The sequence below is a fragment of the Pseudomonas sp. S3_E10 genome, assembly GCF_054667615.1.
In genome coordinates, this window is record NZ_CP162743.1 from 1157690 (window position 1) to 1182696 (window position 25007).

25 protein-coding genes and 1 pseudogene are annotated in these 25007 nt (G+C 57.6%); 11 read left to right on the forward strand and 15 right to left on the reverse strand.

The genetic code is table 11. The features are described from left to right. Window positions 1-49 precede the first annotated feature (49 nt). Window positions 50-1696: a malate dehydrogenase (quinone) gene (mqo, locus tag AB4N98_RS05050; protein WP_065877026.1), complete on the reverse strand. Its 1647-nt coding sequence runs from the start codon at window positions 1694-1696 to the stop codon at window positions 50-52. 421 nt (window positions 1697-2117) lie between these two features. Between mqo and AB4N98_RS05055 the strand changes: the two genes are divergently transcribed. Continuing rightward, on the forward strand, window positions 2118-3305 hold the full coding sequence (locus AB4N98_RS05055; RefSeq protein ID WP_065877027.1) for an MFS transporter: 1188 nt from the start codon (window positions 2118-2120) through the stop codon (window positions 3303-3305). Between the two features lie 99 nt (window positions 3306-3404). Here AB4N98_RS05055 and AB4N98_RS05060 read toward each other — a convergent pair whose 3' ends face one another. The 5 genes and pseudogenes from AB4N98_RS05060 to AB4N98_RS05080 form a co-directional block, all read right to left on the reverse strand. Then, on the reverse strand, window positions 3405-3626 hold the full coding sequence (locus AB4N98_RS05060) for a hypothetical protein (RefSeq protein WP_026067160.1): 222 nt from the start codon (window positions 3624-3626) through the stop codon (window positions 3405-3407). A 135-nt stretch (window positions 3627-3761) separates the two neighbouring features. Beyond that, window positions 3762-4115, reverse strand: a pseudogene (locus AB4N98_RS05065) (DUF6124 family protein); the annotation flags it as partial. Between the two features lie 313 nt (window positions 4116-4428). Then, complete coding sequence (locus AB4N98_RS05070; protein WP_068931586.1) at window positions 4429-4977, reverse strand: hypothetical protein; 549 nt, start codon at window positions 4975-4977, stop codon at window positions 4429-4431. Between the two features lie 43 nt (window positions 4978-5020). Continuing rightward, window positions 5021-5956, reverse strand: coding sequence for a DUF4435 domain-containing protein (locus AB4N98_RS05075; protein WP_068931585.1), 936 nt, complete (start codon window positions 5954-5956; stop codon window positions 5021-5023). Then, complete coding sequence (locus tag AB4N98_RS05080; RefSeq protein WP_068931584.1) at window positions 5956-7347, reverse strand: AAA family ATPase; 1392 nt, start codon at window positions 7345-7347, stop codon at window positions 5956-5958. Before AB4N98_RS05080 ends, AB4N98_RS05075 begins: the two co-directional genes overlap by 1 nt. A 350-nt stretch (window positions 7348-7697) precedes the next feature. Here AB4N98_RS05080 and dusA point away from each other — a divergent pair, with 350 nt between their 5' ends. Both dusA and tal read left to right on the forward strand, forming a co-directional pair. After that, a complete protein-coding gene (gene dusA, locus AB4N98_RS05085) occupies window positions 7698-8684 on the forward strand; it encodes a tRNA dihydrouridine(20/20a) synthase DusA (protein WP_026067161.1) in 987 nt (328 codons plus the stop codon). 300 nt (window positions 8685-8984) lie between these two features. Beyond that, window positions 8985-9911 carry a transaldolase gene (tal, locus tag AB4N98_RS05090; protein WP_017526630.1) on the forward strand — a complete coding sequence of 309 codons (927 nt, stop codon included), beginning with the start codon at window positions 8985-8987 and terminating at the stop codon, window positions 9909-9911. A 112-nt stretch (window positions 9912-10023) separates the two neighbouring features. Here tal and rssC read toward each other — a convergent pair whose 3' ends face one another. Both rssC and rssB read right to left on the reverse strand, forming a co-directional pair. Further along, window positions 10024-10506 carry an anti-sigma factor antagonist RssC gene (rssC, locus tag AB4N98_RS05095; RefSeq protein ID WP_003172602.1) on the reverse strand — a complete coding sequence of 161 codons (483 nt, stop codon included), beginning with the start codon at window positions 10504-10506 and terminating at the stop codon, window positions 10024-10026. Then, window positions 10506-11687: a two-component system response regulator RssB gene (gene rssB / locus AB4N98_RS05100; RefSeq protein WP_017526631.1), complete on the reverse strand. Its 1182-nt coding sequence runs from the start codon at window positions 11685-11687 to the stop codon at window positions 10506-10508. Before rssB ends, rssC begins: the two co-directional genes overlap by 1 nt. 277 nt (window positions 11688-11964) lie before the next feature. Between rssB and AB4N98_RS05105 the strand changes: the two genes are divergently transcribed. Further along, entirely contained in the window at window positions 11965-12261 is a 297-nt protein-coding gene (locus tag AB4N98_RS05105) for a PilZ domain-containing protein (RefSeq protein WP_017526632.1), read from the forward strand. A gap of 62 nt (window positions 12262-12323) precedes the next feature. Here AB4N98_RS05105 and AB4N98_RS05110 read toward each other — a convergent pair whose 3' ends face one another. Continuing rightward, a complete protein-coding gene (locus AB4N98_RS05110; protein WP_217855994.1) occupies window positions 12324-13010 on the reverse strand; it encodes an MlaA family lipoprotein in 687 nt (228 codons plus the stop codon). A 195-nt stretch (window positions 13011-13205) separates the two neighbouring features. Between AB4N98_RS05110 and AB4N98_RS05115 the strand changes: the two genes are divergently transcribed. Further along, complete coding sequence (locus AB4N98_RS05115; RefSeq protein ID WP_135196700.1) at window positions 13206-13814, forward strand: HAD family phosphatase; 609 nt, start codon at window positions 13206-13208, stop codon at window positions 13812-13814. A 111-nt stretch (window positions 13815-13925) separates the two neighbouring features. Beyond that, window positions 13926-14192, forward strand: a complete 267-nt coding sequence (locus AB4N98_RS05120; protein ID WP_017526635.1) for a DUF4404 family protein — start codon at window positions 13926-13928, stop codon at window positions 14190-14192. Window positions 14193-14330: 138 nt separating this feature from the next. Here the strand turns inward: AB4N98_RS05120 and queF are convergent, their stop codons facing one another. Both queF and copI read right to left on the reverse strand, forming a co-directional pair. Then, on the reverse strand, window positions 14331-15161 hold the full coding sequence (gene queF, locus AB4N98_RS05125) for an NADPH-dependent 7-cyano-7-deazaguanine reductase QueF (RefSeq protein WP_017526636.1): 831 nt from the start codon (window positions 15159-15161) through the stop codon (window positions 14331-14333). A 66-nt stretch (window positions 15162-15227) separates the two neighbouring features. Beyond that, a complete protein-coding gene (gene copI / locus AB4N98_RS05130; RefSeq protein WP_217855992.1) occupies window positions 15228-15749 on the reverse strand; it encodes a copper-resistant cuproprotein CopI in 522 nt (173 codons plus the stop codon). A 156-nt stretch (window positions 15750-15905) separates the two neighbouring features. Here copI and AB4N98_RS05135 point away from each other — a divergent pair, with 156 nt between their 5' ends. Together AB4N98_RS05135 and AB4N98_RS05140 are read left to right on the forward strand one after the other, a co-directional pair. After that, entirely contained in the window at window positions 15906-16586 is a 681-nt protein-coding gene (locus tag AB4N98_RS05135) for a heavy metal response regulator transcription factor (RefSeq protein ID WP_017526638.1), read from the forward strand. Beyond that, the gene (locus AB4N98_RS05140; RefSeq protein WP_017526639.1) at window positions 16583-17938 is read left to right on the forward strand and encodes a heavy metal sensor histidine kinase; all 1356 of its coding nucleotides are present in this window, start codon (window positions 16583-16585) and stop codon (window positions 17936-17938) included. Before AB4N98_RS05135 ends, AB4N98_RS05140 begins: the two co-directional genes overlap by 4 nt. A gap of 103 nt (window positions 17939-18041) precedes the next feature. Here AB4N98_RS05140 and AB4N98_RS05145 read toward each other — a convergent pair whose 3' ends face one another. From AB4N98_RS05145 to AB4N98_RS05155, 3 genes are read right to left on the reverse strand one after another with little or no spacing between them, the layout of a single operon-like run. Further along, window positions 18042-19286: a lipoprotein-releasing ABC transporter permease subunit gene (locus AB4N98_RS05145; protein WP_017526640.1), complete on the reverse strand. Its 1245-nt coding sequence runs from the start codon at window positions 19284-19286 to the stop codon at window positions 18042-18044. A gap of 58 nt (window positions 19287-19344) precedes the next feature. Next, a complete protein-coding gene (gene lolD / locus AB4N98_RS05150) occupies window positions 19345-20028 on the reverse strand; it encodes a lipoprotein-releasing ABC transporter ATP-binding protein LolD (protein WP_017477213.1) in 684 nt (227 codons plus the stop codon). A gap of 7 nt (window positions 20029-20035) precedes the next feature. Further along, the gene (locus AB4N98_RS05155; protein ID WP_017526641.1) at window positions 20036-21286 is read right to left on the reverse strand and encodes a lipoprotein-releasing ABC transporter permease subunit; all 1251 of its coding nucleotides are present in this window, start codon (window positions 21284-21286) and stop codon (window positions 20036-20038) included. Window positions 21287-21380: 94 nt separating this feature from the next. Here AB4N98_RS05155 and AB4N98_RS05160 point away from each other — a divergent pair, with 94 nt between their 5' ends. Both AB4N98_RS05160 and AB4N98_RS05165 read left to right on the forward strand, forming a co-directional pair. After that, on the forward strand, window positions 21381-21965 hold the full coding sequence (locus AB4N98_RS05160) for a PilZ domain-containing protein (RefSeq protein WP_017526642.1): 585 nt from the start codon (window positions 21381-21383) through the stop codon (window positions 21963-21965). 44 nt (window positions 21966-22009) lie between these two features. Then, window positions 22010-22732, forward strand: a complete 723-nt coding sequence (locus tag AB4N98_RS05165; RefSeq protein ID WP_017526643.1) for a glycerophosphodiester phosphodiesterase — start codon at window positions 22010-22012, stop codon at window positions 22730-22732. Window positions 22733-22774: 42 nt separating this feature from the next. Here AB4N98_RS05165 and sthA read toward each other — a convergent pair whose 3' ends face one another. Beyond that, window positions 22775-24169: a Si-specific NAD(P)(+) transhydrogenase gene (gene sthA / locus AB4N98_RS05170; protein ID WP_017526644.1), complete on the reverse strand. Its 1395-nt coding sequence runs from the start codon at window positions 24167-24169 to the stop codon at window positions 22775-22777. Window positions 24170-24383: 214 nt separating this feature from the next. On the opposite strand from sthA, the gene AB4N98_RS05175 reads away from it, so the two are divergent. Beyond that, window positions 24384-24917 (forward strand): chalcone isomerase family protein, encoded by a 534-nt coding sequence (locus AB4N98_RS05175; RefSeq protein WP_460149293.1) that lies wholly within the window; start codon window positions 24384-24386, stop codon window positions 24915-24917. The last annotated feature ends 90 nt before the right edge of the window (window positions 24918-25007 follow it).

Consider the following 25007-nt stretch of genomic DNA (forward strand, 5'->3'; position numbering starts at 1 on the left):
AAAAGCCCGCTGACCGTCACCGGTTCAGCGGGCTTTTGCACAGCTTTGTTTACAGCGCCAGATCAGACGCCGGCTTGCTCGGCTGGGCCGCAGGCTTGGCCGCCTCGGTCGCCGCCGGAGCGGTCCTGGCCGGAATCACAGGCGGTGTTGGCAGTTGCAGAACGCCAGCGGTGTAGGCCCATTCCTTGGCAACCGCTTCAGGGCTGTCGTTCAGCTTGGTGCCGTAGCTCGGTACGATCTGGTGCAGTTTTGCCTGCCACTCAGGGGTCGCGACCTTGTCCTTGAACACCTTCTGCAGCACGGTCAGCATGATCGGAGCCGCGGTCGACGCGCCTGGCGATGCACCCAACAGGCCCGCGATGGTGTTGTCGGCGGAGCTGACCACTTCGGTACCGAGTTTCAGGACGCCGCCCTGCTCTTCGTCACGCTTGATGATCTGCACGCGCTGACCGGCTTGCCACAGGCGCCAGTCTTCTTTCTTGGCATTCGGGAAGTACTCTTGCAGCGCCTTGAAGCGGTCGTCGTCCGACAGCATCAGTTGGCCGGCAAGGTACTCGACCAGTGGGTATTCACGAATACCGACTTTGGTCATTGGCCAGATGTTGTGGGTGGTGGTGCTGGTCAGCAGGTCCAGGTACGAGCCTTCTTTGAGGAACTTGGTGGAGAAGGTTGCGAATGGGCCAAACAGGATCACGCGCTTGCCATCCAGCACGCGGGTGTCCAGGTGCGGAACCGACATCGGCGGCGAACCGACCGAAGCTTTACCGTAGGCCTTGGCCAGGTGTTGCTCGGCCACGGTTGGGTTATCGGTCACCAGGAACGAACCACCCACCGGGAAGCCGGCGTATTCCTTGGCTTCAGGAATGCCCGACTTTTGCAGCAGGTGCAGGGCACCGCCGCCGGCGCCGATGAACACGAACTTGGCGTCGGTTTCAGTCTTGGTGCCGTCTTTCAGGTTTTTGTAGCTGACACGCCACGAACCGTCATCGTTCTTGGTGATGTCCTGCACTTCGCTCGACAGTTTCAGGTCGAACTTGGGCGTGGTCTGCAGGTGGGCAACGAACTGGCGGGTGATCTCGCCGAAGTTCATGTCGGTACCCAGCGGGCTCCAGGTGGCCGCGATTTTCTGGTTCGGGTCACGCCCTTCCATCATCAGCGGCACCCACTTGGCGATCTGCGCCGGGTCTTCGGAGTACTGCATGCCGGCGAACAGCGGGCTGGCCTGCAGCGCTTCGTAACGCTTCTTGAGGAACTTGATGTTGTCATCGCCCCACACAAAGCTCATGTGCGGTGTGGAGTTGATGAACGAGCGCGGGTTCTTCAGCACGCCCTGCTGGACCTGCCAGGACCAGAACTGACGGGAGATCTGGAACGCTTCGTTGATCTCGACCGCTTTGGGGATCTCAACGTTGCCGTTCTTGTCTTCCGGGGTGTAGTTCAACTCAGCCAGGGCCGAGTGACCGGTACCGGCGTTGTTCCAGCCGTTGGAGCTTTCTTCGGCCACGCCATCGAGGCGTTCGACCATTTCCATCGACCAGTCCGGTTCCAGCTCGTTGAGCCAGACACCCAGGGTCGCACTCATGATGCCGCCGCCGATCAGCAGCACATCGACTTTCTTTGCCTCTTGCGCGTGGACGGTCGAGATCCCCATCGACAACGCCAGCCCCAGCAAGGCAGTGTTTACTTTTTTAAACATCAGTAGCACCTATGATAAAACGCCATCCGCCCTACCGCCCCTGACTCTTCAGGCCGTAGGGTGGGCACACAAGGCCGACGTATCGACCTCACTTTTATGTCCCTTCTGCGCTGACTTCTTATCATTATTGGCTTCAGCTACCTGGACGACAGCCAATCGCCGGGACGTATACGGGTGTACGCACCAGGAAAGACTAGCCCAAGACGGCGCGCAGAATATCACGGCAAACAGCGTTTATGCGCCGTTTGGCCAATTGACAGCTCTGAATCGCGGGTTTCGCCGCGCCAGTGTCAAGTGCATCGAGCGCGACGTGGCGTCACAGGCCCGGAACTCTCGCGCGTGCGGCGGTTCTAGACACCTTCACCGTCGCGTGCGTAGCATCGGCGACTGACTTTCGTGCCCCTATCCAACAGAGCAATCCATGTCTACCCACCAAACACTCGGGCACGTGCTGCCTGCGCGCAGTGCCGCCAAAATGGAAGCGGCCATGGCCGTGGGCGCTTTCGCAATCGGTACCGGCGAATTCGCCATCATGGGTTTGATGCCCGACATCGCCCAGAACCTGGGCTTGAGCGAACCCCAGGTGGGCCACGCCATCAGCGCCTACGCGCTGGGCGTCATGGTCGGTGCCCCGCTGCTGGCCATCCTCGGCGCCAAGCTACTGCGCAAACATATGCTGCTGTTGTTGATGGGCCTGTATGCCCTGGGCAACTTCGCCACGGCGTTTACTCCGAGCTTCAGCTCATTGGTGGCCTTCCGCTTTATCAGCGGCCTGCCCCACGGTGCCTACTTCGGCATCGCCGCCGTCGTCGCCTCCAGCATGGTGCCCACCGACAAACGCGCCGGCGCCGTGGCCCGGGTAATGATGGGCCTGACCCTGGCCATGCTGCTGGGCAACCCCATCGCCACCTTCCTCGGCCAACACCTGGGCTGGCGCTCGGCGTTCGGGCTGGTGAGCGTGATTGCCCTGTGCACCATCGCCCTCGTCTGGCAGTTCGTGCCGCACCGCCACGATGAAGAACGCAGTGACCCACGCAAGGAAATGCGCGCCTTCACCAAACCGCAGGTGTGGATGGCGTTGTCCATTGGTGCGATTGGTTTTGCCGGGATGTTCTGCGTATTCAGCTACCTGGCGCCGACCATGCTGGAAGTGACCAAAGTCTCGCCGCAGTGGATCCCCTTCGGCCTCGCCGCGTTTGGCGTGGGTGGGATCATCGGCAACATCGCTGGCGGCAAGCTGTTTGACCGCCTGCAATTTCGCGCGGTGGGTTTGATATTGGTGTGGTCGATTGCGGTGTTGCTGTTCTTCCCCTTTGCGGCGTCGTCACTGTGGGGCGTGCTATTGAGCATGGGCCTGGTCGGCACCATGGTGGCCTTGGCTGCGCCGTTGCAGATCCGCCTGATGGACATTGCGCACGAGGCACCGAGCCTGGCGGCCGCGTCCAACCACGCGGCGTTCAACCTGGCGAATGCACTGGGGCCGTGGTTTGGCGGGATGGCGATTACGGCGGGGTTGGGCTGGACCAGCACTGGGTACATCGGCGCAGTGACGGCGCTGATCGGCCTGGGCCTCTACCTGATTGCCCGGCGCATGAAAGGCGGCCACTAACGACGCTAGTTTTGCGCCGATTATAGATCCAATGTGGTAGGGGGCTTGCCCCCGATAGCAATAGGTCAGTCACTACCCCAATGACTGACCCACCATTCATCAATCATCATGCAACAACCCCGACCCATACTCCCCATAACTGCTCCCCAGCCCACTCCCGCCAAAATTCATCTTGGCCGCCTTGCTCGGGCTATGGTCCCCAAACGCCTGGCATCCGCCAGTAAAACAAGGGTCACCACTCCCGCCCGACGTTCCCGTCGAACAAGCACCCAACAGCAACGTGCCAGCAATCAGCACGACTTTAACCAGGTTCGAGATCATGTTTTCAGTTCCCTATGGGCTGGAGGTACGGGGGGCCTCTCTTGAACAGTAGCGTAGTCCCCAAATACGCAGGGAATTATGAAACTTTGCGCGGTGACAGCAGGGGTTCAGGTTGCCGCCTTGGGGTAAGGCGGCGGGGTTGGCAGCAGGCGCGACTTGCTCTTGGGCGCGGGCGATGAGTAGAGCGCTTAGGTCGATGAGTTGGTGGATGCCCAGGATGATGGCGCGGTGCGGGTCTTCGAGGTCAAAAGCCAGGGTTGCGGCCATTTGGTTGGCGGATGCGAGGTTTTCGGCGGCGTTGGCTAGGAGGGTTTCGGGGTCGATGGTTGGATTGACCAGAAAGAGGGTGCCGCTTGGGCGTTCGCTAACGGTACCGTCGTCAGATGGCGGCAAGTGATGCTCGATTGCTCGCTGGGCTGCGGCTTGAAGATTGAGATCAGAGGATGTGGCGCTTGAAGCATAAGGCGGGTTAGGTGTGGCTTTGTACATGGCGAAGCTCCTTTAGCGTTTAAGGAACTGCCTATCTCACTTCCACATGAGAGGTGGCAGCTGTACGCAGGTGTGGAAGACCAGGGCTAAAGGACCCGGCGCACCGAAGTGCCCCGCGCACAGCCGCCATAAGCAATCATACAGACGTAAAAAAACGCCGGTAGGTGTTTATGGGCGATTGAGCGCCTTCAGCTTGGTCGGACTTCCACATCCGGCCGCTGGGTTGGCAGCGGCTGGGGGAGGTTAGCTAGCAGGAGTCTGAGGGGCAAGCTGAGAAAAGTGTGGGAAATTTCTTATAAACAATTGAATCAGCTTAATTTTTTATTGACTCAAAAAAGTCAGACTTCAAAAGCTCATCGCCTTTTAATGACTTGCGCAAATAACCGCGCTCATAGTGAACAGCTTCAATATGAACTAGATGTGCAATAACTTGTAGGACCTCCGAAGCAGGAACCCCCTCACACTTACGAACAATATCATCATCACGCAAAAAAGCCCCACTGGAAATCTTAGCCATAATCAATTTAGCAAGTTTGTAATCATCATTCTTCTTTTCACTTTCTGACTCCAAACCTAAACCTTTAGCAGGGGCTCCATGCGATATATCGCCAGATCTCTTCTGCCCAACGAAATCCACACCAGCAGAATTTATGGATCTTTTACGACCTAACAAAAAGAACAAGATAGCAGTAACCATCAGCGAACAAAACCACACAGACAACGGTACTGTTACGGAAAAAAACAAGAACCCAAATGTAGACTTAATGAAACCCCACACAGTCCCATCTAAAATATATGCAGCAATAAGACTGCCAATCACACCCAAAACCACTGTCACTACTAAAGCTCTAATTTTATACATTATAAAGATCTCTTCACTAAACCCTAACAGCCCTACAAAAAAGCTAAGCTACGGAAATAACTGAGTCGACAAGAGGGAGGGGATAGAACTTACCACCCTCAGAAACCTTTCTGATCCAGGCTTCCGACAGCGCAGCAGATAAGCTTGACTCAGGGACATTGCTAAATAGATTTGCATCATATCTAGCAGCATCATCGTCTTCCTCTTTACCTGCAAAGTACAAGCTAGCAGCATACAATCGCTGGAGCAATAAGACAGCAGTGTGCCCACGACATAAACGAGTACAAATGTCGATATCAGTATTATCTACCACGACCAAAAAACCCTCATAAATATTGACAAATTTTTCCATAAACTCGTCCTGCACAGGTTCATTTCGAAACCCTAGATCTATTACACCACCTTCAAAAGCAACATTATGCCACTTAACAATACTTGCCGGATAATTCGCACAATTTAACACTTTCGCCGCTAATGTTACTGCAGCAATTTTCCTTATCGAATCATCAAAACAATCATTAAAGAGACGAAGAGCCGCATCCTTACTCCCCGAACCACTTAAAAATCTAAATCCTTCACTTAACATGTAAGGACTTAAAAAATAATTCTCAATAGAGTGACCTAAAGTCCATGATAAATTCCCATCTACCTCATGCACCACACTAAGATCCTTTATTTCATTCTCAATAGTAAAATTTCGAAACTCTCTATCACATAAGAAAAACAATTTACGATGGGTGCTTGCCGCCTTACACTGCAAATGAATACCTTCAATCTTTGCGCGATTATTAGACCTGGTAGCATTACACTCCCCTAAAATATCAACAGCAATATCAACTTTAATCCTTAGTCTTGGCGCAAGTATTTTCAGCAAGTTTAAAACATGCCCCCTATCATCCTTGCCCTCAACCAAAACGCGAATTTTAGAACTCATTCTCGCCATAGCTATGTATTCAGAGATATCGTATTTCAACTCCATTAGTTCACCTCCTCCTCATCATCAGCAATCTCGAGGCGAGAGCTAGCAGAGTTCGACAAAACCGGAACGACTTCTATCATAAACTCCCTATAGTCTGATGCTATGGAAGGGGAGTGAGTGCATACAATTATTTGTCGACCACCAAGTTGCCCCATCATTTTCGAAAGGAGCTCTTCTTGCCAATCTATGTGCAAGGATAATTCAGGCTCATCAATTAAAACCAATGAATCAGAACTCATTTTGGTCACAGCATATAACATTGTGAGCAACTGCCGCTCACCAGAGGACATCACCCTAATGCTGCTCCACGCACCATCCTTAAACTTAAGCCCGACTTTCGGCACCCGTCTACTTGAGTCGGGTACATAGTGAAGCTCTTTTTGCTCAAGAAAAGCATTTACTGCATCAAAATACTTATCAATTTTCGCAAAGATACTAGCTTGAAAATCTCGTCGCTCCTTAAGTGCGTCACGATAAACTTTTAACGCCCCTGTCGCGGAACTTGCGAGCTCTTTCGACTCCCTACTTTTTCCAACCAAATTTTGCAATTGCCCATAGGTGTGCGAAGGCCCCTCCAAATTCGCCAACTTGTTCAATGCCGTCTCGGTAGTCAGTTCCGAGATTTCTTCCAGCAGTCTTTCGGCTTCCTGAGCCGTACCTTCCTCATCACTCAAAATCGCTGAAAAAACCTTGACAAAAGACTCGGAAAACACCGAGCTTTCATATCTTGCTATTTTAAGGTGAGCATCTCTAATCTCCTCCCGCAAATTATGTTCAATACTTAATGGCGACGGATAGTTAATCACCGGAAGAAACTTCCCAAATAAATTCCGTGCGAAAGCCGTAACCTTTTGAGTTGGAATCGAATAAGAAGATGTTCTTCCGAAACGCCTAAAATCCTCCTCAAACTGACTTGACCAAGCTTCCAGCATAGTTCTAAACGCAGGAAAATAAGATGTTTTTATCCGGGGTATTCCATTTTTCTCAACAAATACTCCTAATCGCGCTGTCAACTCTGAAACATATTCGCGAGAAGGAGCTTTATCTTCTTCAGTCATAGCTAAAGACTTTAAAGCTTCTTCGGTAAAAAAGATAAATCCGGGATCAAATAAAGAGTTTAGATTCCTGATTCTATAGGTATTCTCACCCTCAGACTTGAAAATCCCCAACCGCAACCCACTAGAGTAACCCACAATAATGCTTTTAAAATCCAGATATATAAACCGTAAAAAATCGCAATTTGCCAAGTTAGCCAAAATATGAACTAACGTAGATTTCCCTGTACCATTTTGCCCATGTAAAACATTCAAACTATCAAAAAAATTTATATTCAAATCATATCGCTGATGAATACCTTCAAGCTCGATACTTTTGATTGTTACGTTATCCATACGCTTATGCATCCCTGATGGGGAGAGCCCGCTGCGCCCTCGAAGTGCCATCATAGCGCCAGCCTACGCACTAAATATAGAGGGAAATTGGAATAATCAGATTCAGAAGGAAATATGAGTCAGACGGAAACGTAAAAGCTGCCAATTGAGTTCGCTCTAGCTTGACTCTGAAGATGTTGGGGTTAGACCACGATATTCTGACGCAATGGCCGCCTTCAAACCCTGGGCATTTCCACACGAAGCATCATTACGTGCGAAGTGGCGTGAGGCGCGGAACACACACCTCCCCGACATCCAAGACCCATCCCTGATAAACTGCTCCCCATTCGCCCCGCTGACTTATATCTCCAATGCCCCTACAAACCGCTCCCCTCTCCCGCCGCTTCTCCGTTGCACCCATGATGGATTGGACCGACCGCCACTGCCGGTTCTTCCTGCGCCTGCTCTCCAAACACGCCTTGCTCTACACCGAGATGGTCACCACCGGCGCGATTCTCCATGGCGACCATGACCGCTTCCTGCGCCACAACGAAGCCGAGCATCCTCTGGCGCTCCAGTTGGGCGGCAGTGTGCCCGCCGACCTGGCCGCGTGTGCGCGCATGGCTGAAGCCGCCGGCTATGACGAAGTGAACCTGAACGTCGGCTGCCCCAGCGATCGGGTGCAGAACAATATGATCGGCGCGATCCTGATGGCGCATCCTGCGTTAGTGGCCGATTGCGTGAAGGCGATGCGCGATGCGGTGTCGATTCCGGTGACGGTGAAGCATCGCATCGGCATCAATGGCCGGGACAGTTATGCCGAGCTGTGTGATTTCGTCGGGCAGGTGAAGGACGCCGGTTGCACGAGTTTCACCGTGCATGCGCGGATTGCGATTCTGGAGGGGCTGTCGCCCAAGGAGAATCGCGACATTCCGCCGTTGCGCTATGACGTGGCGGCGCAGTTGAAGCGGGATTTTCCTGAGTTAGAGATTGTGCTTAACGGCGGGATCAAGACGCTGGAACAGTGCCAGGAGCATTTGCAGACGTTTGATGGCGTGATGCTGGGGCGCGAGGCTTATCACAACCCGTATCTGCTGGCGGAGGTGGATCAGCGGTTGTTCGGGAGTGAGGCGCCGGTGGTGGGTCGGGCGCAGGTACTGGCGCAGTTGCGGCCTTATATTGCTGAGCATCTGGCGAGTGGTGGCGTGATGCATCACATCACTCGGCATGTCCTGGGGCTGGGCACCGGTTTCCCAGGGGCGCGCAGGTTCAGGCAGTTGTTGTCGGTGGATATTCATAAGGCGGCGGATCCGTTGGCATTGCTGGATCAGGCTGGGGCTTTGCTGGAAGGGCGTTAACCCGATTGCTTGCAGGGGGGTCAGTTAGTTGTGGATTGACTGACACACTGCTATCGGGAGCACGCCCCCTCGCACATTTTGTGCGGGGGCAGGCAAGCCGGTCTGCACAGTTTTATCCACGTGTCATCGGGCATTGGGTTGAACCTGCCCTGCATTTTGCCCTCCTATTGAGCAGTACGGCCGGGCTTTCAAACGGCTGTTTTCAGGTTGTTGCCCGCGCAAACGATCGAACGCATTTGCGCCTTGAGCGCCTGCCAGCGCTCGGGTAATGTCACCAGACCCATAGGACAGAGCACGCCCATGACTTCCAAGCTGGAACAACTCAAGCAATTCACGACTGTCGTAGCCGATACCGGCGATTTTTCTACCCTCGCCAAGCTCAAGCCGCAGGATGCGACCACCAACCCTTCGCTGTTGCTCAAGGCTGCGTCGATTCCGGGCTATGCCAAGCTGCTGGATGAGTGCGTGCAGGATTGCAATGGCGATGTGGGCCTGGCCAGCGACCGTTTCGCGGTGGCGGTGGGTCAAGAGATCCTCAAAGTAGTGCCGGGCCGTATATCCACCGAGGTGGATGCGCGCTTGTCGTTCGACGAGGGCGCTATTCTCAAGCGTGCGCACCGTCTGATCGACCTGTACGAAAAAGCCGGGGTTGGCCGTGACCGCGTGCTGATCAAGATCGCCTCCACCTGGGAAGGTATTCGTGCGGCGGAGAAGCTGGAAAAAGAAGGCATCCAGACCAACCTGACACTGCTGTTCTCCTTCGCCCAGGCGGTTGCGTGCGCAGAGGCCGGCGTGTTCCTGATTTCGCCGTTCGTGGGCCGTATCTATGACTGGTACAAGAAGGCCAACGGCAACGACTACACCGGTTCCGATGATCCGGGCGTGCAGTCGGTGACGCGTATCTACAACTACTACAAGGCCAATGGCTACAAGACCGTGGTGATGGGTGCGAGCTTCCGCAACCTGAGCCAGATCGAGGAGTTGGCCGGGTGTGACCGCCTGACCATCAGCCCGGACCTGCTGGAAAAACTGGCGGCGGATGAAGGCAAGCTGGAACGCAAATTGTCGCCAGGGCACGCGGGTGAAGCGCGAGTGCATATGACTGAAGCGCAGTTCCGTTGGGAGTCCAACGAGGATGCGATGGCGACTGAGAAACTGGCGGAGGGTATTCGTCAGTTTGCTCGGGATCAGGAGAAGCTGGAGGCGTTGTTGTCTGCCAAGCTGTAAGGGCAGATAGCAGCAAAAAGGGCGGCACCTGTGAGGGTGCCGCCCTTTTTTGTGTCTTCGCCGGTCTCAAGCCGAGCAGACTCCAACTGTGGGACGTGTTTCAGGAAGGACGTCAGTGACGCTCGAGGGCGTTGACGAGGTCGTGGAAGGCTTCGCGATTGGACTCGTTGAGACCCATCAGGATCTTGTGCGCTTCCAGCACTTTGACCCGCACCACTTCTTCGGACTGGTCCTGCGACGGCAGGTCGGTCAGGCATTCCGGGCAGGGGATCGGGCGGTCAACAATGTTGAACACTTGGTCGAAACCCATGGACTGCAGCAGCCGGGTGATGTCTTCGTGGGTAGTGACGACGGTCGGCAGCAAGCCGACCTTCTGCCGCGACAGAATGGACAACTTGGCCAACAAGCCCAGCGTGGTGCTATCAATGCTACGGGTTTCGGTCAGATCGATCACGATCGCCGAGAAATTCAGCGCAGTGAAGATCCGCTCAATCGTCGCATCCAGTGCCGAACACAAGGTCAGGCGCACTTCACCGACAAACTTCAGGACAAAAGTCCCATCTTGCTCGGCGAATTGGATTCTTCCGGTACTCATCAAAGATTCCTGCTCAACACCAATAGGGCGATATCATCCGGCATCTCCCCTAGCGTGGCCAATCCAAAAACCTGCCGCAGGCCATCCAGGCTGCCGCCCGCCGACTTGACCCGTTGGGGCAAGGCGGCTTCTTTCTCTTTGAGTGTAGGCTCTGGCAAAAGGTCCAGGATACCGTCGGACATCAGCGTTAGGCTGAAGGTCGGCGGCAGCTCCAGGATGTGGTCTTCGTACGTAGCCTCATTGAACAAGCCTACGGGCAGACCACGCCCTTCCAGGTAGCGCACACTGTCGGGAGTGTATAAAACAGGCATCGGCAGGTGACCGCCAATGCTGTAGGTCAAAAGACCCGTTTCTTCATCAATAACGCCGCCGACCATCGTCACGTGCTTACCCAGCTTGCAGCTGATCAGGCCTCGGTTGATGTGGCCCAGCACTTGCGAAGGGGTGAACTCCGGCAAGGTGCCATTGCGCTTGGATTCGAACAACAGCCGTGTGGTCATGAACTTCAACAACACGGTTACAAAGGCAGAAGACGCACCGTGGCCGGACACATCAGCCAGGTAGAACGCGACGCGCCGCTCATCCACGCGAAAATAGTCGACAAAGTCCCCTGAGAGGTACAACGAGGGGATGATCTGGTGTGCGAACTGGAACTCATCAATGGTCCAAGGGCTCACCGGCAGCATGTTCATCTGCACCTGGCGACCGGCGTTCTGGTCTTCCTGAAGCAGGTTCAGGCTGGCTTCGAGCTCGCGGTTGGCGGTCTCGAGCTTTTCGCGGTAGCGCTGGTTCTCCAATAGCAAACGCGCACGATCCAGGGCGCGGCGCACCGAATGCTCCAGCACCGCCAGGTCTTCCAGGGGTTTGATCAGATAGTCGGCGGCACCCAGGCGCAAAGCCTCGACAGCATCGCTCATGACCCCGGCACCGGACACGACAATTACCGGCGTCTGCGGGGCAAGCTCGGTCACCTGGCGGATCAGCTCGAGGCCGCCCATCTGGGGCATGCGCAGGTCGCAGATCACGAGGTCGGGCTGGTCGCGCTCGAATACCTGGAGACCCTGTTGACCATTGCTGGCCTGCAATACGCTGAAGCCGCTGTCTTCCAAATAGGCCGCGAGGCTCGCACGCACTACTTCGTCGTCATCGATTATCAGCAGCGTGGCACTGGTTTTTTGCATGTGGGCAAACGGCGCCAGAATTAGGTTGGCGTAGGCGGCTCGGCAATGGCCGGGCTCACACTACTGGATTCGCTTTCTAGCCTCTCTGTCCTACAAAGCATAGGCGTTTTGCCCACGCACAACTGTAAAGCAGAGGTGCCCTTCTAAGGCGCAGACGGTACTCCCATCCGACAGGCGTTTCAAGCTCACGCCGATGGTCGCCGGGCGTCTTTACACCGCAAATCACCGGGAGTTATAAGAACAGCCACAACCACAACACAATGTAAGGATGGAACCCATGAGCGAACACGAGCGCGACTACGCTGAAAAACGCGATTTCATCCGCATGAAAGTGGATGCCGATGTGGCGCTGATCCACGCAGGTCAGGAGATTGCAGGCGTCTGTGTGGACCTTTCAAGCTCGGGCATGCAGGTGCAGGCGCCTCGTCAGTTCAACGTGGGTGACCCACTGACGGTGCGTATCGAATCGGAGCACCCCGCGCTCAAGGGGCTGGAGGCGGACACTGAAGTGGTGTGGGCTAAAACGGTGGGTGATGAGCAGCAGCTCGGCCTCAAGATCCTGAAAATGCGCTGAAATGCGCGCATAAAAAAGGCGATCACCCAGGATCGCCTTTTTTCGTTTCAAAACGTCACAGCTTAAAAGTCGTCGACAACCTTGCCATCCTTGACCTTGAACTCGCGGTTCTGCAGGTAAGCGTTACGGATGAAGGTGTACTTGTCACCAGTGATCAGCCGCTCGCTGTCGAGCAGGCTGGCGCGAGTGTCGACAATGTTCAGGCCCATGACGCTGTTGCGCACGGACACATCATCCATATAGCGGTACGGCTGGGTGTAGCTGTCCACGTATTTGGACGGCGCATCACGCAATGTGCTCGGGCCCAGCAACGGAAGCATCACGTACGGACCGCTGCCGACCCCCCAGTAACCCAGGGTCTGGCCGAAGTCTTCGTCGCTGCGCTGCAGCCCCATTTTGGTGCCTACATCAATGAAGCCCAGCACGCCAAAGGTGGTATTGACCAGCAAACGGGCGGTGTCGACGCCAGCGTTATGAGGCTTGAGCTGCAGCACGTTGTTGGCCAGGTTGCCGACATCGCCGATGTTGCGGAAGAAGTTGTGGATACCGTCTTCGACAAATTGCGGGGTGACCCACTGATAACCTTGGGCCAGGGGCTTGAGGGCATAGGTGTCAACAGTGTCGTTGAAGGTGAAGATCGGGCGGTTGATGCTTTCCCATGGGTCATCTTCCGCAGCCTGGACGGCGAGCGGGGCCAGCAAGACAGTGGCACACACCGACAGCTGAGCGAAATAGTGGCTCCAGCGCATAGCTTTAGCTCCTTGAATGGTCTGTCATGGGCGCTATGCCCTGAATAAGGCTGTCAGTATATGACGGAAGCGCCCATTTAGGCAGTCGCTAGGAAACGTCTTAACTAAAATGGACAAAATTCCTACAATTAGCCGGACTGTCATCGGCCTGTCATCCTGCCCCGATAGCGTCACAGCTATTTCAGGGATGTCGACATGCCTCACGCCGAGATAGCCATCGCCAGCGCCCCCGCCTTGACTGCTGTGTTGTTTGGCCTGAGTGGCTGCCTGGTGGACTTTGGTTCCCAGGCGCGCACCGACTCTCCCACCCTGAGTTCCCAAGCCACACCTGGTGCCCTGAAAGTCCTGCGCCACCTCAAGGAACAAGGCATACCCTGCGCCTGGCTGGATGAGCTACCCCCGTCGATAACGACCCCACTGGCCGCCGCGCTACCCGACTGGCTCAAGGCCGCCTCGCCCTCCTCCATCCGCTGGCCTGCGCCCCATGCTTGTTGGCAAGCCTTGATGGAATTGAACATCGAACGCCTGGAAGGCTGCGTATTGGTCAGCGGCGAGCCGCGCCTGTTGCAATCGGGCCTGAACGCAGGGTTGTGGACTATCGGCCTGGCCTCCTGCGGTTCACTGTGCGGCCTGGCGCCCGAGCAGTGGCAAGCGCTGAGCGACAAAGAACGCGAACACAAGCGCGGCAAGGCTACCGTGGCGCTGTATGGGCTGGGGGTGCACTCGGTGATCGATCACCTCGGCGAGCTGGGCACCTGCCTGGCGGACATCAGCCTGCGCCGGCTCAAAGGCGAGAAGCCCTGATCGAGATCATGCACAGTCGGCGCCGGTGGATTAATCTACACGTCAGCCCGTAGACCTTTCACGGCGTGCCGCGGTCTATGCCAGTGCCTATCGATAAAAGGAAAGAACGTCATGCCTGATCGCAAAAAACTGGAAGAACAGGTCGAGATCCTGCGCGGGCAATTGGAACAGGACCCGCCACTGCCGGAAGAAAAACGTGAAGCACTGGAAGCCTTGATTGCCAAGTTTGAAGTGCAACTTGAACTGGAACCGGCCACCCAGTCGCCCAGTATTTCCGACGACGTGAGTCAAGCGGCTATAGAGTTTGACGCTGAGCACCCAGTCATTTCCGGGACATTGCGCAATATCATGATCAGCCTGGGCAACATGGGCATCTAACCCGCCCGCCAGCCAAGCGCAGATGCAAAATGTGGGAGGGGGCTTGCTCCCGATAGCAGTGGGTCAGGCACAAATACCGTGACTGACACCCCGCCATCGGGAACAAGCCCCCTCCCACATTAGGTGTTGCGTGAAGGCTTATTGCCGTGCCAGACGCACGTTCTGGAACGCCACATCCTCGGTACTGCGATACGGGTTGATATCCAACCCACCGCGGCGCACATACCGCGCATACACCGTCAATTTTTCCGGTTTCAGCAGGCGCTGCAAGTCGAGGAAGATGCGCTCCACGCACTGCTCATGAAAATCCGAGTGCTGACGAAAGCTCACCACGTATTCCAGCAAGCTGGCGTGATCCAGCGCGCGGCCACGGTACTCCACCACCACACTGCCCCAATCAGGCTGGCTGGTGACCGGGCAGTTGGATTTGAGCAGGTGGCTGTGCACGCTCTCCTCCACCACACGCGAGGCATCGCAGCGCAGCAACTCCGGACGGGGGTGTTCGTAGCTGCTGACGTTGATGTCCAGGTCGTCGATACACACACCCGGCAACGCCATCACACCTTCGGCCTCGACCTCGACCAGGCTGCGGATACGCACGCTCACCGGCTTGCCGGCGGCGGCACTGAGGTCAGTGCGCAGGGTCGCCTCCAGGCTGCTAGTGTCGGTAAACGCCGTCTGGTTCAACGAATTGAGGTACAGCTTGAACGACTTGGACTCGATGATATTCGGCGAGTCGGCGGGAATGCTGAACTCACCGATCGCCACCACCGGCTTGCCCGACGGCAGCAACCAGGACAATTCGAAGCAGTTCCAGAAATCCACACCTTTGTAAGGCAGGGTCTCGGCACTCAGGCCCAGCTCGGCCCACTTGGCGGCACGAGGGATCGGGAACAGCAACGAAGGGGTGTAAGTGGAGATGTATTCACTGGACTTGCCCAGCGGCGAATGTTCGGCTGCGGGATGCATGGCGGAAACCTGGCTAAATTAACCGCGCCAGTCTACCAGCCTTTGCCCCCGCTCTTAAGCTGCGCCTCACTCAACGGTCAACTTGCCGACCATACCCGCCTGGTAATGCCCGGGCAGGTTGCAGGCGAACTCAAGGCCAGTCGCCTGGGTGAAGGTCCAGGTCAGCTCAGCGGTTTTACCGGGCTCGACCAGCACGCTGTTAGGGTCATCATGTTTCATGCCGCCCATATCACCATGGCCCATCGCGCCGTGGTCCATCTTGCCCATCCCGGTGGACGTAAGCATGCCACTGGCCTGCATCTGCATCATTTCCTTCTGGTGCTCGGCATGCATCGCCGCGTCACCAAGGTTGAATTCATGCAGCAATCGGCCCTTATTGACCAGTACAAAGCGCACCGTCTCACCGGCTTTTACAGCCAGGGACTTAGGCGAAAAGGAAATATCCTGCAGCGTGACTTCCACGGTCCGCGTGGCTTTATCCGCCTTTGCCGGCTGGCCAAACGCGTAGGCGTGGGCCGTATCGGCCATTGCGTTGACACTCAACGCCAACAGGCAACCAGCCAACAGCAAGGGGGTACGCAACGTCATGGCTCTTCTCCAAAAATCTATAAGCATCTTGGGCTGCACTCTAAGATGACGCCGCTGCCAGCCAGCTGACTGCTAGATTACAACTTTGTCAGGTTGCGCCCTTCGCCTGGCACCCACGGTATAAAGCCCTTCGTCACCCGTTGCCAAGAGCCGCCCATGAAACTGCTGATCGTCGAAGACCAACCAAAAACCGGCCACTACCTGCGCCAGGGCCTGGCCGAGGCGGGTTTTACCACCGAACTGGTGGCCGACGGCACCAACGGCCAGCATCTGGCGCTGACCGGTGACTATGACTTGCTGATCCTCGATGTGATGCTGCCCGGCCGCGACGGCTGGCAAATCCTGCAAGCGGTACGCAGCGCCGGCCTGGACATTCCGGTGCTGTTTCTCACCGCGCGCGATGCCGTGGAAGACCGCGTGCACGGTCTGGAGCTGGGTGCCGATGACTACCTGGTCAAGCCCTTTGCCTTTTCCGAACTGCTCGCGCGCGTGCGCAGCCTGTTGCGCCGCGGCGGCAGTACACCCCAGGAAACTACCCTGCAACTGGCTGACCTGCGCCTGGACCTGATCCGCCGCCGCGTTGAGCGTGACGGCCAACGCATCGACCTTACCGCCAAGGAATTCTCCCTGCTGGAGCTGCTGCTGCGGCGCCAGGGCGAAGTGCTGCCCAAGACCTTGATCGCATCCCAGGTGTGGGACATGAATTTCGACAGCGATACCAACATCATCGAAGTGGCGATCCGCCGCCTGCGTCTGAAAGTGGACGACAACTTCCCCAACAAGCTGATCCACACCGTGCGCGGCATGGGGTACGTGCTTGAGGAGCGCTTGCCGTGATCAAGCGCCTGTCCCTCGCCAGCCGCCTGGCGCTGCTGTTTGCCGCTTGCACAGCCATGGTCTCGCTGGTCGCCGGCGTGTTGTTCAACCATGCCAGCGAGGCGCATTTTATCGAGCTGGACCAGCAACAGCTCGACAGCAAACTCATGGCGCTGCGCAGCACCTTGCAAGGCGTCGACTCACTGGAAACCTTCGCTCAACGTGAAGCGCAATTGCGCGCCGAACTCACGCGCCAGCCCGACCTGAGGCTGCGTATCAGCGCTGACGGTCGACGCTGGCTGGACGATGCGCCGAGCGTCAACCTGCCGACGGCGCCCGGCCTGTACAGCCTGCAAACGGCCGACACCGATTACCGTGTATACAACGCGCCGTTGACGCCAGGCCAGCCCGGCTCGCCGCAACTGAGCTTGATGCTCGACATCACCCACCACCAGCATTTCCTGCAGCGCATGCAGCATTTGATCTGGCTCACCGTCGGGCTGTCCGCCCTGGCCACCGCGCTGTTGGGTGCCTGGGCCGCACGCAGCGGGTTGCGCCCGTTGCGGCGCATGGGTGAAGTGGCCGCCGGTGTGTCCGCCCATTCCCTGACCCAGCGCCTGCCTCAACAGCACATGCCGATGGAGCTGGCGGAACTGGCCCAGGCCTTCAACGCCATGCTTGGCCGCCTGGACGATGCGTTCCAGCGCCTTTCGGCGTTCTCCGCCGATATCGCGCATGAACTGCGCACCCCGTTGTCGAACCTGCTGACCCAGACCCAGGTCATCCTTACCCAGCCGCGCCCGCTGGAGGATTACCGTGAAGCGCTGCACAGCAACCTCGAAGAGCTGCAATGGATGGCCCAACTGGTCAACGACATGCTGTACCTGGCCAAGGCCGACCACGGCTTGTTGATGCCCAAGCGTGAACCCTTGGCACTGGCGGATGAGGCAGAGGCGCTGCTGGAATTTTTTGCATTGCTGGCGGAAGACGCACAGGTTTCGCTGGTACGCGAAGGTAGCGCCCATACGGCTGGGGATCGCGGCATGCTGCGCCGGGCGCTGTCGAACCTACTGGATAACGCGCTCAGGTTTACCCCGGCGGGCGGCGAAGTTCGCGTGAGCCTGAGCGAACACGCAAAGGGCGTAACGCTGACGGTGGCGAACACCGGCGACGGGATTCCGGCGCAGCTGTTACCCAAACTGTTCAATCGGTTCTACCGGGCCGATCCGGCGCGCTATGAAGGTAGCAGCGAGCATGCGGGGCTGGGCCTGGCGATTACCCAGTCGATTGTGCGGGCGCACGGAGGGCGGATTTTTTGTGAGTCTGAGGCGGGGTTGACGCGGTTTGTGATTGAGTTGCCGGCTGGAGATTGAGGCAAGCTGTACCGGCCCAATCGGGGGCAAGCCCCTTCCACACTTAATTCGTTAACACCGTCAAATGTGGGAGGGGGCTTGCCCCCGATTGCAATCTAAAGGCTTACGAATACCTCAGCGCATGCGCCGGCTCAATCTTCGCCGCCCGATACGCCGGGTACAGCGTCGCCAGGAAGCTCAACACAAACCCGGCCGTGCAGATCAGCAGCACATCCGCGCCTTGCAGCTCCGAAGGCAGGTTGCTGACGAAATACACGTCCGAACTGAAGATATGCTGCCCACTCACCCGCTCGACCCAACCCACCAGCTCACTGACGTTGAGCGCCGCAATCACCCCCAGCACCCCACCTATCAGGGTGCCGACGATACCGATCACGGTGCCCTGCACCATGAAGATCGCCATGATCTGCCGTGGCGTGGCGCCGATGGTGCGCAAAATCGCGATGTCCGCGCCCTTGTCGTTCACCACCATGATCAAGGTGGCGATGATGTTGAACGCGGCCACGGCGACGATCATCAGCAGCAACAGGCCGATCATGGTCTTTTCCATTTTCATCGCGCTGAACAGGCTGCCCTGAGTGTGGGTCCAGTCATCGGCCTTGTAAGCCGCGCCCAGGCCGGTAGCGATAGCCGCCGAGACGCTTGGCGCCGCATACAGGTCTTTCACCGCCAGGCGCACGCTCTGCACCTGGTTGGGCTGCCAATGTTGGATTTGCGCCGCGTCGGCCATATGAATCAACGCCATGGAACCATCCAGCTCGGCGCCGACCTTGAAGATCCCGACCACGTTCAACCGCTGCATACGCGGGGTGATCCCCCCTGGTGCGCTGCTGATTTCGGGCACGATCAACGTGAGCTTGTCACCCACGTTCAGGCGAAAACGCCGCGCCGTGATTTCGCCCACCACCACGCCGAACTCGCCGGGCTTCAGGTCATCCAGTTTGCCCCGCACGATGTGCTGCGCCACGATAGACACCTTGCCTTCCTGGGCCGGGTCGATACCGCTGATCTCGATGGGCTGCATCGCGCCTTTGTAGGAGAACATGCCGTCCATTTGTGTGAACGGAACAGCGGCGGTCACTTGCGGGTTCTTCATCGCGGCGGCGGCCACCGGCTGCCAATCATCGATCGGGTTCACGCCGACGATGGTGGCGTGCGGCACCATGCCGAGGATGCGCGAGCTCATTTCGCGCTGGAAACCGTTCATCACCGACAGCACCACGATCATCGCCAGCACGCCCAGGGCGAGGCCGATCATCGAGGTCATCGAAATAAACGAAACAAAACGGTTGCGGCGCTTGGCGCGGGTATAGCGCGTGCCGATAAAAATCGATAACGGTCTGAACATTCGCGGGCACCGTTGAAAAAATAGAAAACCCGGCGTCGAACGCCGGGCTTGAAACAGGTCAGATGGCGACCAGATGACCTTCCTGCAGGTGCAGCACACGGTCCATCTGACGGGCCATGCTCATGTCATGGGTCACCACCAGGAACGCGGTGCGCATCTGGGTGCTCAGTTCCAGCATCAAATCCTTGATGCCCTGAGCGGTGTGGGAGTCGAGGTTGCCGGTCGGCTCGTCGAGCATCACCAAGCCTGGGTTGTTCACCAGGGCACGGGCAATCGCCACACGCTGACGCTCACCGCCGGACAACTCGGCCGGCTTATGCTCCAAGCGATGGCCCAGGCCGACGCGTTCCAGCAGGGCCTTGGCACGCTGGCGCGCTTCGGGGATTGCGGTCTTGCCGATCAACAACGGCATGCACACGTTTTCCAGGGCGGTGAACTCCGGCAACAGGTGGTGAAACTGGTACACAAAGCCCAACGAGCGGTTACGCAATTGGCCACGCGCCTTTTCGCCCAGGGCCGACAGCTCTTCACCGGCCAGCCAGACGCTGCCCTGGGACGGCGTATCGAGGCCACCCAGCAGGTTCAGCAAGGTACTTTTGCCGGAACCGGAACTGCCGACGATCGCCACGCGCTCGCCCGGATGCAGCTCCAACTGCAGATTGGACAGCACCACCACCGACTCCGGACCTTCCTCATAGGATTTGCCCAGGTTGCGGCAGCTCAGGATTGCTTTTTCACTCATGCCCGATTCACTCATAACGTAAGGCCTGTGCTGGCTGGGTACGTGCCGCGCGCCAGGCTGGATACAGGGTGGCAAGGAAACTCAAGACCAACGCGGCGCCGCCCACCATCAACACGTCCTGGGCCTGAACCTGGGACGGCAAATAGTCGATGAAGTAGACATCGGCGTTGAGAAACTTGTGGCCGATCACTTTTTCCAGCAAGGCGATGGCGGCGCTGACGTTCAGCGCCGCCAGAATACCGACCGCCGTGCCGATCAGCGTTCCGACCACGCCAATCACGGTGCCTTGCACCATGAAGATCGCCATGATCTGCCCCGGCGTTGCGCCCAAGGTGCGCAGGATGGCGATGTCACCCTTCTTGTCGTTCACCACCATCACCAGCGTGGAAATGATGTTGAAGGCAGCAACCGCGACGATCAGCAGCAACAGCAGGCCGATCATGGCTTTTTCCATACGGATGGCCTGGTACAGGTTGCCGTGGGTACGGGTCCAGTCGCGAGCGTAATATTGGCTTTCACCCAGGTGCTGGGCGATTTCCCAGGCACCGCGCGGGGCGTCGAACAGGTCGGAGAACTTCAAGCGCAGGCCCTGCACCTGGTCCGGCTGCCAGCGATGCAGGCGCGCCAGGTCGGTGAGGTTGGTCAGGCCCAGGTAGCCATCGATTTCGCCGGCGCCAACGTGGAAGGTACCGACCACGGTAAAGCGCTTCATGCGCGGGAACATGCCGGCCGGGGTCACGGTGACTTCCGGCGCGACGAACGTCAACTTGTCGCCCAGGCCCACGCCGAGCTTGGCCGCGGCCTTGTCGCCAATCACGATGCCGAAACTGCCGGGCGCCAGGTCATCGAGTTTGCCCTGCAGCATGAACTTGTCGATGATCGAGACGTTGCGCTCCTGGGCCGGGTCGATGGCATTGAGCAGGATCTTCTGCACCTTGCCGTCGTTGGTCAGCAGCCCCTGCATCTGGGTGAACGGCGCGACGGCCACCACCTTGGGGTTCTGCTTGACCTTGGCGGCCAGGCTTTGCCAGTCGCTGATGGGCGCATCGCCCTCGATGGTTGCGTGGGGCACCATGCCCAGCACGCGGGTGCGCATCTCATGATCGAAGCCATTCATCACCGACAGCACCACGATCATCACGACCACGCCCAGGGCGAGACCGATCATCGAGGTCAAGGAAATGAACGACACAAAATGATTGCGACGCTTTGCACGGGTATAACGCGTGCCAATAAATACGAAGAGAGGTCTGAACATGTCGGGGCTTGTTCGGAGGAAAAGAAGACGTCCCGGTGGCGGGGTCTGATAAGCAGCTTTACACTCAGACCATTACCGTTACCTGGGGTTCGCCATGTCGACATTAGATGAAGAAGAGCGCCGCGAATACTACCGTATCGATGACATGATCGCACTCCAAATCAAAAGCCTGTCTGCCCCCGAAGCGGCGAGCAAGGAAGTGTTGCTGGATGATTCGCCGCTGTTCAACCTGCTCAGCGAGCTGCACCTCAGTGAATTCGAAGCCCAACACCTGTTGCGCCAGCTCAGCGAGAAGGATCGCACCCTCGCGGCCTTCCTGCGCGTACAGAACAAACGCCTGGATTTGCTCAGCCAGATCATGGCCCGCGGCCTGCTGGACGAGGTCGGGGCCCCGCAGCCGGTGATCATTTCCGAAGGCGGTATCGACTTTCAACACCCTGCCCCACTCGCCACCGACACCCACCTGGCCGTCAAGCTGGTGCTGATGCCCCAGGCACTCGGCCTGCTGCTGCGCGCAAAGGTGACCCACTGCGATCCCAAGGGCGACGGGTTTGATGTCGGCACTGAATTCGAAGCCATGACCGATGCCCAACGCCAACTGCTGGCGCGCTACATTCTGCAGAAACAAGCCCAGCAACGCCGACTGGCGCGGGAAAAGAGCGACGCCCAAGACACCTGATTTCGTATTGACCTGGCCAGAAGACCTGGCATTGAGGAGCAACTGTGACCCTGATTTACGGCCATCGCGGTGCCAAAGGCGAAGCACCGGAAAACACCCTGAGCAGCTTTCAGGAATGCCTCAAGCACGGTGTACGCCGTTGCGAACTGGATTTGCACCTGTCCATGGACGGCGAGTTGATGGTCATCCACGACCCGACCCTCAAGCGCACGACCGACCGGCGTGGCAAGGTCGTCGAATACTCGGCGGCCGACCTGGTAAAGATGGACGCCCGTAAAGGCGGCCCGGGCTGGGTCACGCCGTGCCCGATTCCACGCTTGGAAGAACTGTTCGAACAGTGCGATTTCGATCACTGGCAACTGGAAGTCAAAAGCGCTTCGCGCACCCGCGCCGCGACCACCGTGCTGGCGATCCGTGAAATGGCGGTACGTTTCGGCCTGATGGATAAGGTCACCGTGACCTCGAGCTCGCGGGAAGTACTCAAGGCGGCGGTTGAACTCACACCGGACCTGTCGCGCGGCCTGGTGGCCGAATACGCCTGGCTCGACCCGTTAAAGGTCGCGCAGAACTATGGGTGTGAGTACCTGGCGTTGAACTGGACGCTGTGCACCCCTGAGCGCCTGGAAAAAGCCCAGCGCCAGGGTTTGCACGTGTCCGTGTGGACGGTCAACGAACCTGCACTGATGCGCAGGCTCGCGGACTTCGGCGTAGATAGCCTGATTACAGACTTTCCCGGTTTGGCCACTGCCACCCTCGGGAATTACTGAAATCGGTCTCCCCGGCCGGCTCAGGCCACCGGCCGGAGCCGCTCAAAAAAGCCGGTTGAGGCCGTCGTAGGCGGCGACCCGATAGGCTTCGGCCATGGTCGGGTAGTTGAACGTGGTGTTCACAAAATACTTGAGGGTATTTTGCTCACCCGGCTGGTTCATGATCGCCTGGCCGATGTGCACGATTTCTGAAGCCTGATAGCCAAAGCAATGCACGCCGAGCACTTCCAGGGTCTCGCGGTGGAACAGGATCTTCAGCATGCCTTGCGGCTCGCCGGCGATCTGCGCACGCGCCATGCTCTTGAAGAACGCCTTGCCTACTTCGTAAGGCACCTTGGCCTTGGTCAACTCGTGCTCGTTCTTGCCGATCGAGCTGATCTCGGGAATCGTGTAGATCCCGGTCGGCACATCGTTGACGTAACGCCAGCTGCCATTATCGACAATGCTGCCGGCCGCCGAACGGCCCTGGTCATGCGCCGCACTGGCCAGGCTCGGCCAACCGATCACATCACCGGCGCCGTAGATGTTCGGCACGCAGGTGCGATAGTTCTCATCCACCTCGATTTGGCCACGGCTGTTGACCTTGACCCCGATGTTTTCCATGCCCAGCTTGTCGGTGTTGCCGGTACGGCCGTTGCACCACAGCAAGGCGTCGGCCTTGATCTTCTTGCCGGACTTGAGGTGCAGGATCACACCGTTGTCCAGGCCTTCGACGCGCTCGTACTCTTCGTTGTGGCGCACGGTGATGTTGTTGTTGCTGAAGTGGTAGCTCAACGCCTGGGAAATTTCCGAGTCGAGGAAGCTCAGCAACTGGTCGCGGTTGTCCACCAGCTCCACCAGCACACCCAGGCCGCTGAAGATCGAGGCATATTCACAGCCGATCACGCCGGCGCCGTAGATAATCAGTTTGCGCGGGGTGTGGCCCAGGCTCAGGATGGTGTCGCTATCGTAGATGCGCGGGTGGTGGAAATCGATGTCCGCCGGGCGATACGGGCGCGAACCGGTGGCGATGATGATGTGCTTGGCCACCAGTTTCTCGACCACGCCGTTGGAGCACACCACTTCAATGGTTTGCTCGTCGGCGAAGCTGCCGGTGCCGAAGAACAGGTCGACACGGTTACGGGCGTAGTAGCCGGTGCGCGAAGCGACTTGCTTGGAAATGACTTTTTCGGCGCTTTTCAATACGTCCGGGAACGAGAACCAGCGCGGCTCACCAATGGCCCGGAACATCGGGTTGGTGTTGAACTGCATGATCTGGCGGACCGAGTGACGCAAGGCCTTGGACGGGATGGTGCCCAGGTGGGTGCAGTTACCGCCGACCTGGCGACGGCTATCGACCATCGCGACCTTGCGCCCAGCTTTGGCGGCATTCATCGCCGCACCTTCTCCAGCCGGGCCGGAACCCAGTACCACCACGTCGTAGTTGTAGACAGCCATGCGTACTCCTCAGAACAGGCCAGGCGTACGGTTGGACGCCGGGCTAAATCATGCCGCGGCCAGCGGGCATGAAGGACAATTTGGCTCAAGTGTGTGAACCGGGGCACAGTCTATATAAGGCTCAACGCCGCGCACATTAACCCTTGGTCGCGTCGTAGGCCAGTATTGCCATACTACATGACGCAAATCAGCGCCAATTTCAGGATGAGCCATTATGCGACAACTCTTTATCTGTTTGATGCTGATGATGTCGATCACGGCTCACGCCAACGATGCGAATCGACTCAAGCATGCTGATTTCCCCGCACAGTTCGAGGGCCTGGCCCGCAAAAACCAGGCGGTGCTCACGTATCTGTGGGCCGATGTATACGCAGCCGCGTTGTATGCCTCTGCGGATGTGAGCGCCAGACAGGCCTGGGCCCAACAACAGGACCTGCGCCTTGTGTTGTATTACTTTCGCGACATCGACCGAAAGGATGTGATCAAAGCCGCCACCGCGACGTTGGAGCGCCAGCAAGCCAGTGCTCGTTTGAAGCCTGAGCTGGATCAACTGCATGCGCGCTTTCGCAATATCCGCAGCGGGGATCGTTACGCCCTGGATTTTCGGTCGGGGCGCGGTTTGAACCTGGAGATCAATGGCCAGGTGGTGTTCAGCAGTCGGGATACTGAATTGGCGAAAGCCTATATGGGTATCTGGCTGGCACCGAAGGGGTTGTCGGACAGTTTGCGTGGGCAGTTGCTCAATTGATGCGTCGGCTGAGCTACCAAGCCTCTTCCCACATTTGAATATATTCACAAATCAAACTGTGAGAGGGGGCTTGCTCCCGATGAGGCCCAT

What these genes read in the sequence shown, in the direction of transcription:
- AB4N98_RS05110 (WP_217855994.1), bottom strand. Translation starts at nt 13,010, where the DNA reads ATGCGCTGGAGCCACTATTTCGCTCAGCTGTCGGTGTGTGCCACTGTC.
- dusA (WP_026067161.1), top strand. Translation starts at nt 7,698, where the DNA reads ATGCCCCTACAAACCGCTCCCCTCTCCCGCCGCTTCTCCGTTGCACCC.
- AB4N98_RS05060 (WP_026067160.1), bottom strand. Translation starts at nt 3,626, where the DNA reads ATGATCTCGAACCTGGTTAAAGTCGTGCTGATTGCTGGCACGTTGCTG.
- AB4N98_RS05075 (WP_068931585.1), bottom strand. Translation starts at nt 5,956, where the DNA reads ATGGAGTTGAAATACGATATCTCTGAATACATAGCTATGGCGAGAATG.
- AB4N98_RS05120 (WP_017526635.1), top strand. Translation starts at nt 13,926, where the DNA reads ATGCCTGATCGCAAAAAACTGGAAGAACAGGTCGAGATCCTGCGCGGG.
- AB4N98_RS05080 (WP_068931584.1), bottom strand. Translation starts at nt 7,347, where the DNA reads ATGGATAACGTAACAATCAAAAGTATCGAGCTTGAAGGTATTCATCAG.
- AB4N98_RS05145 (WP_017526640.1), bottom strand. Translation starts at nt 19,286, where the DNA reads ATGTTCAGACCGTTATCGATTTTTATCGGCACGCGCTATACCCGCGCC.
- rssC (WP_003172602.1), bottom strand. Translation starts at nt 10,506, where the DNA reads ATGAGTACCGGAAGAATCCAATTCGCCGAGCAAGATGGGACTTTTGTC.
- AB4N98_RS05055 (WP_065877027.1), top strand. Translation starts at nt 2,118, where the DNA reads ATGTCTACCCACCAAACACTCGGGCACGTGCTGCCTGCGCGCAGTGCC.
- AB4N98_RS05070 (WP_068931586.1), bottom strand. Translation starts at nt 4,977, where the DNA reads ATGTATAAAATTAGAGCTTTAGTAGTGACAGTGGTTTTGGGTGTGATT.
- sthA (WP_017526644.1), bottom strand. Translation starts at nt 24,169, where the DNA reads ATGGCTGTCTACAACTACGACGTGGTGGTACTGGGTTCCGGCCCGGCT.
- copI (WP_217855992.1), bottom strand. Translation starts at nt 15,749, where the DNA reads ATGACGTTGCGTACCCCCTTGCTGTTGGCTGGTTGCCTGTTGGCGTTG.
- AB4N98_RS05135 (WP_017526638.1), top strand. Translation starts at nt 15,906, where the DNA reads ATGAAACTGCTGATCGTCGAAGACCAACCAAAAACCGGCCACTACCTG.
- AB4N98_RS05175 (WP_460149293.1), top strand. Translation starts at nt 24,384, where the DNA reads ATGCGACAACTCTTTATCTGTTTGATGCTGATGATGTCGATCACGGCT.
- queF (WP_017526636.1), bottom strand. Translation starts at nt 15,161, where the DNA reads ATGCATCCCGCAGCCGAACATTCGCCGCTGGGCAAGTCCAGTGAATAC.
- lolD (WP_017477213.1), bottom strand. Translation starts at nt 20,028, where the DNA reads ATGAGTGAAAAAGCAATCCTGAGCTGCCGCAACCTGGGCAAATCCTAT.
- mqo (WP_065877026.1), bottom strand. Translation starts at nt 1,696, where the DNA reads ATGTTTAAAAAAGTAAACACTGCCTTGCTGGGGCTGGCGTTGTCGATG.
- AB4N98_RS05115 (WP_135196700.1), top strand. Translation starts at nt 13,206, where the DNA reads ATGCCTCACGCCGAGATAGCCATCGCCAGCGCCCCCGCCTTGACTGCT.
- AB4N98_RS05160 (WP_017526642.1), top strand. Translation starts at nt 21,381, where the DNA reads ATGTCGACATTAGATGAAGAAGAGCGCCGCGAATACTACCGTATCGAT.
- tal (WP_017526630.1), top strand. Translation starts at nt 8,985, where the DNA reads ATGACTTCCAAGCTGGAACAACTCAAGCAATTCACGACTGTCGTAGCC.
- AB4N98_RS05105 (WP_017526632.1), top strand. Translation starts at nt 11,965, where the DNA reads ATGAGCGAACACGAGCGCGACTACGCTGAAAAACGCGATTTCATCCGC.
- AB4N98_RS05155 (WP_017526641.1), bottom strand. Translation starts at nt 21,286, where the DNA reads ATGTTCAGACCTCTCTTCGTATTTATTGGCACGCGTTATACCCGTGCA.
- rssB (WP_017526631.1), bottom strand. Translation starts at nt 11,687, where the DNA reads ATGCAAAAAACCAGTGCCACGCTGCTGATAATCGATGACGACGAAGTA.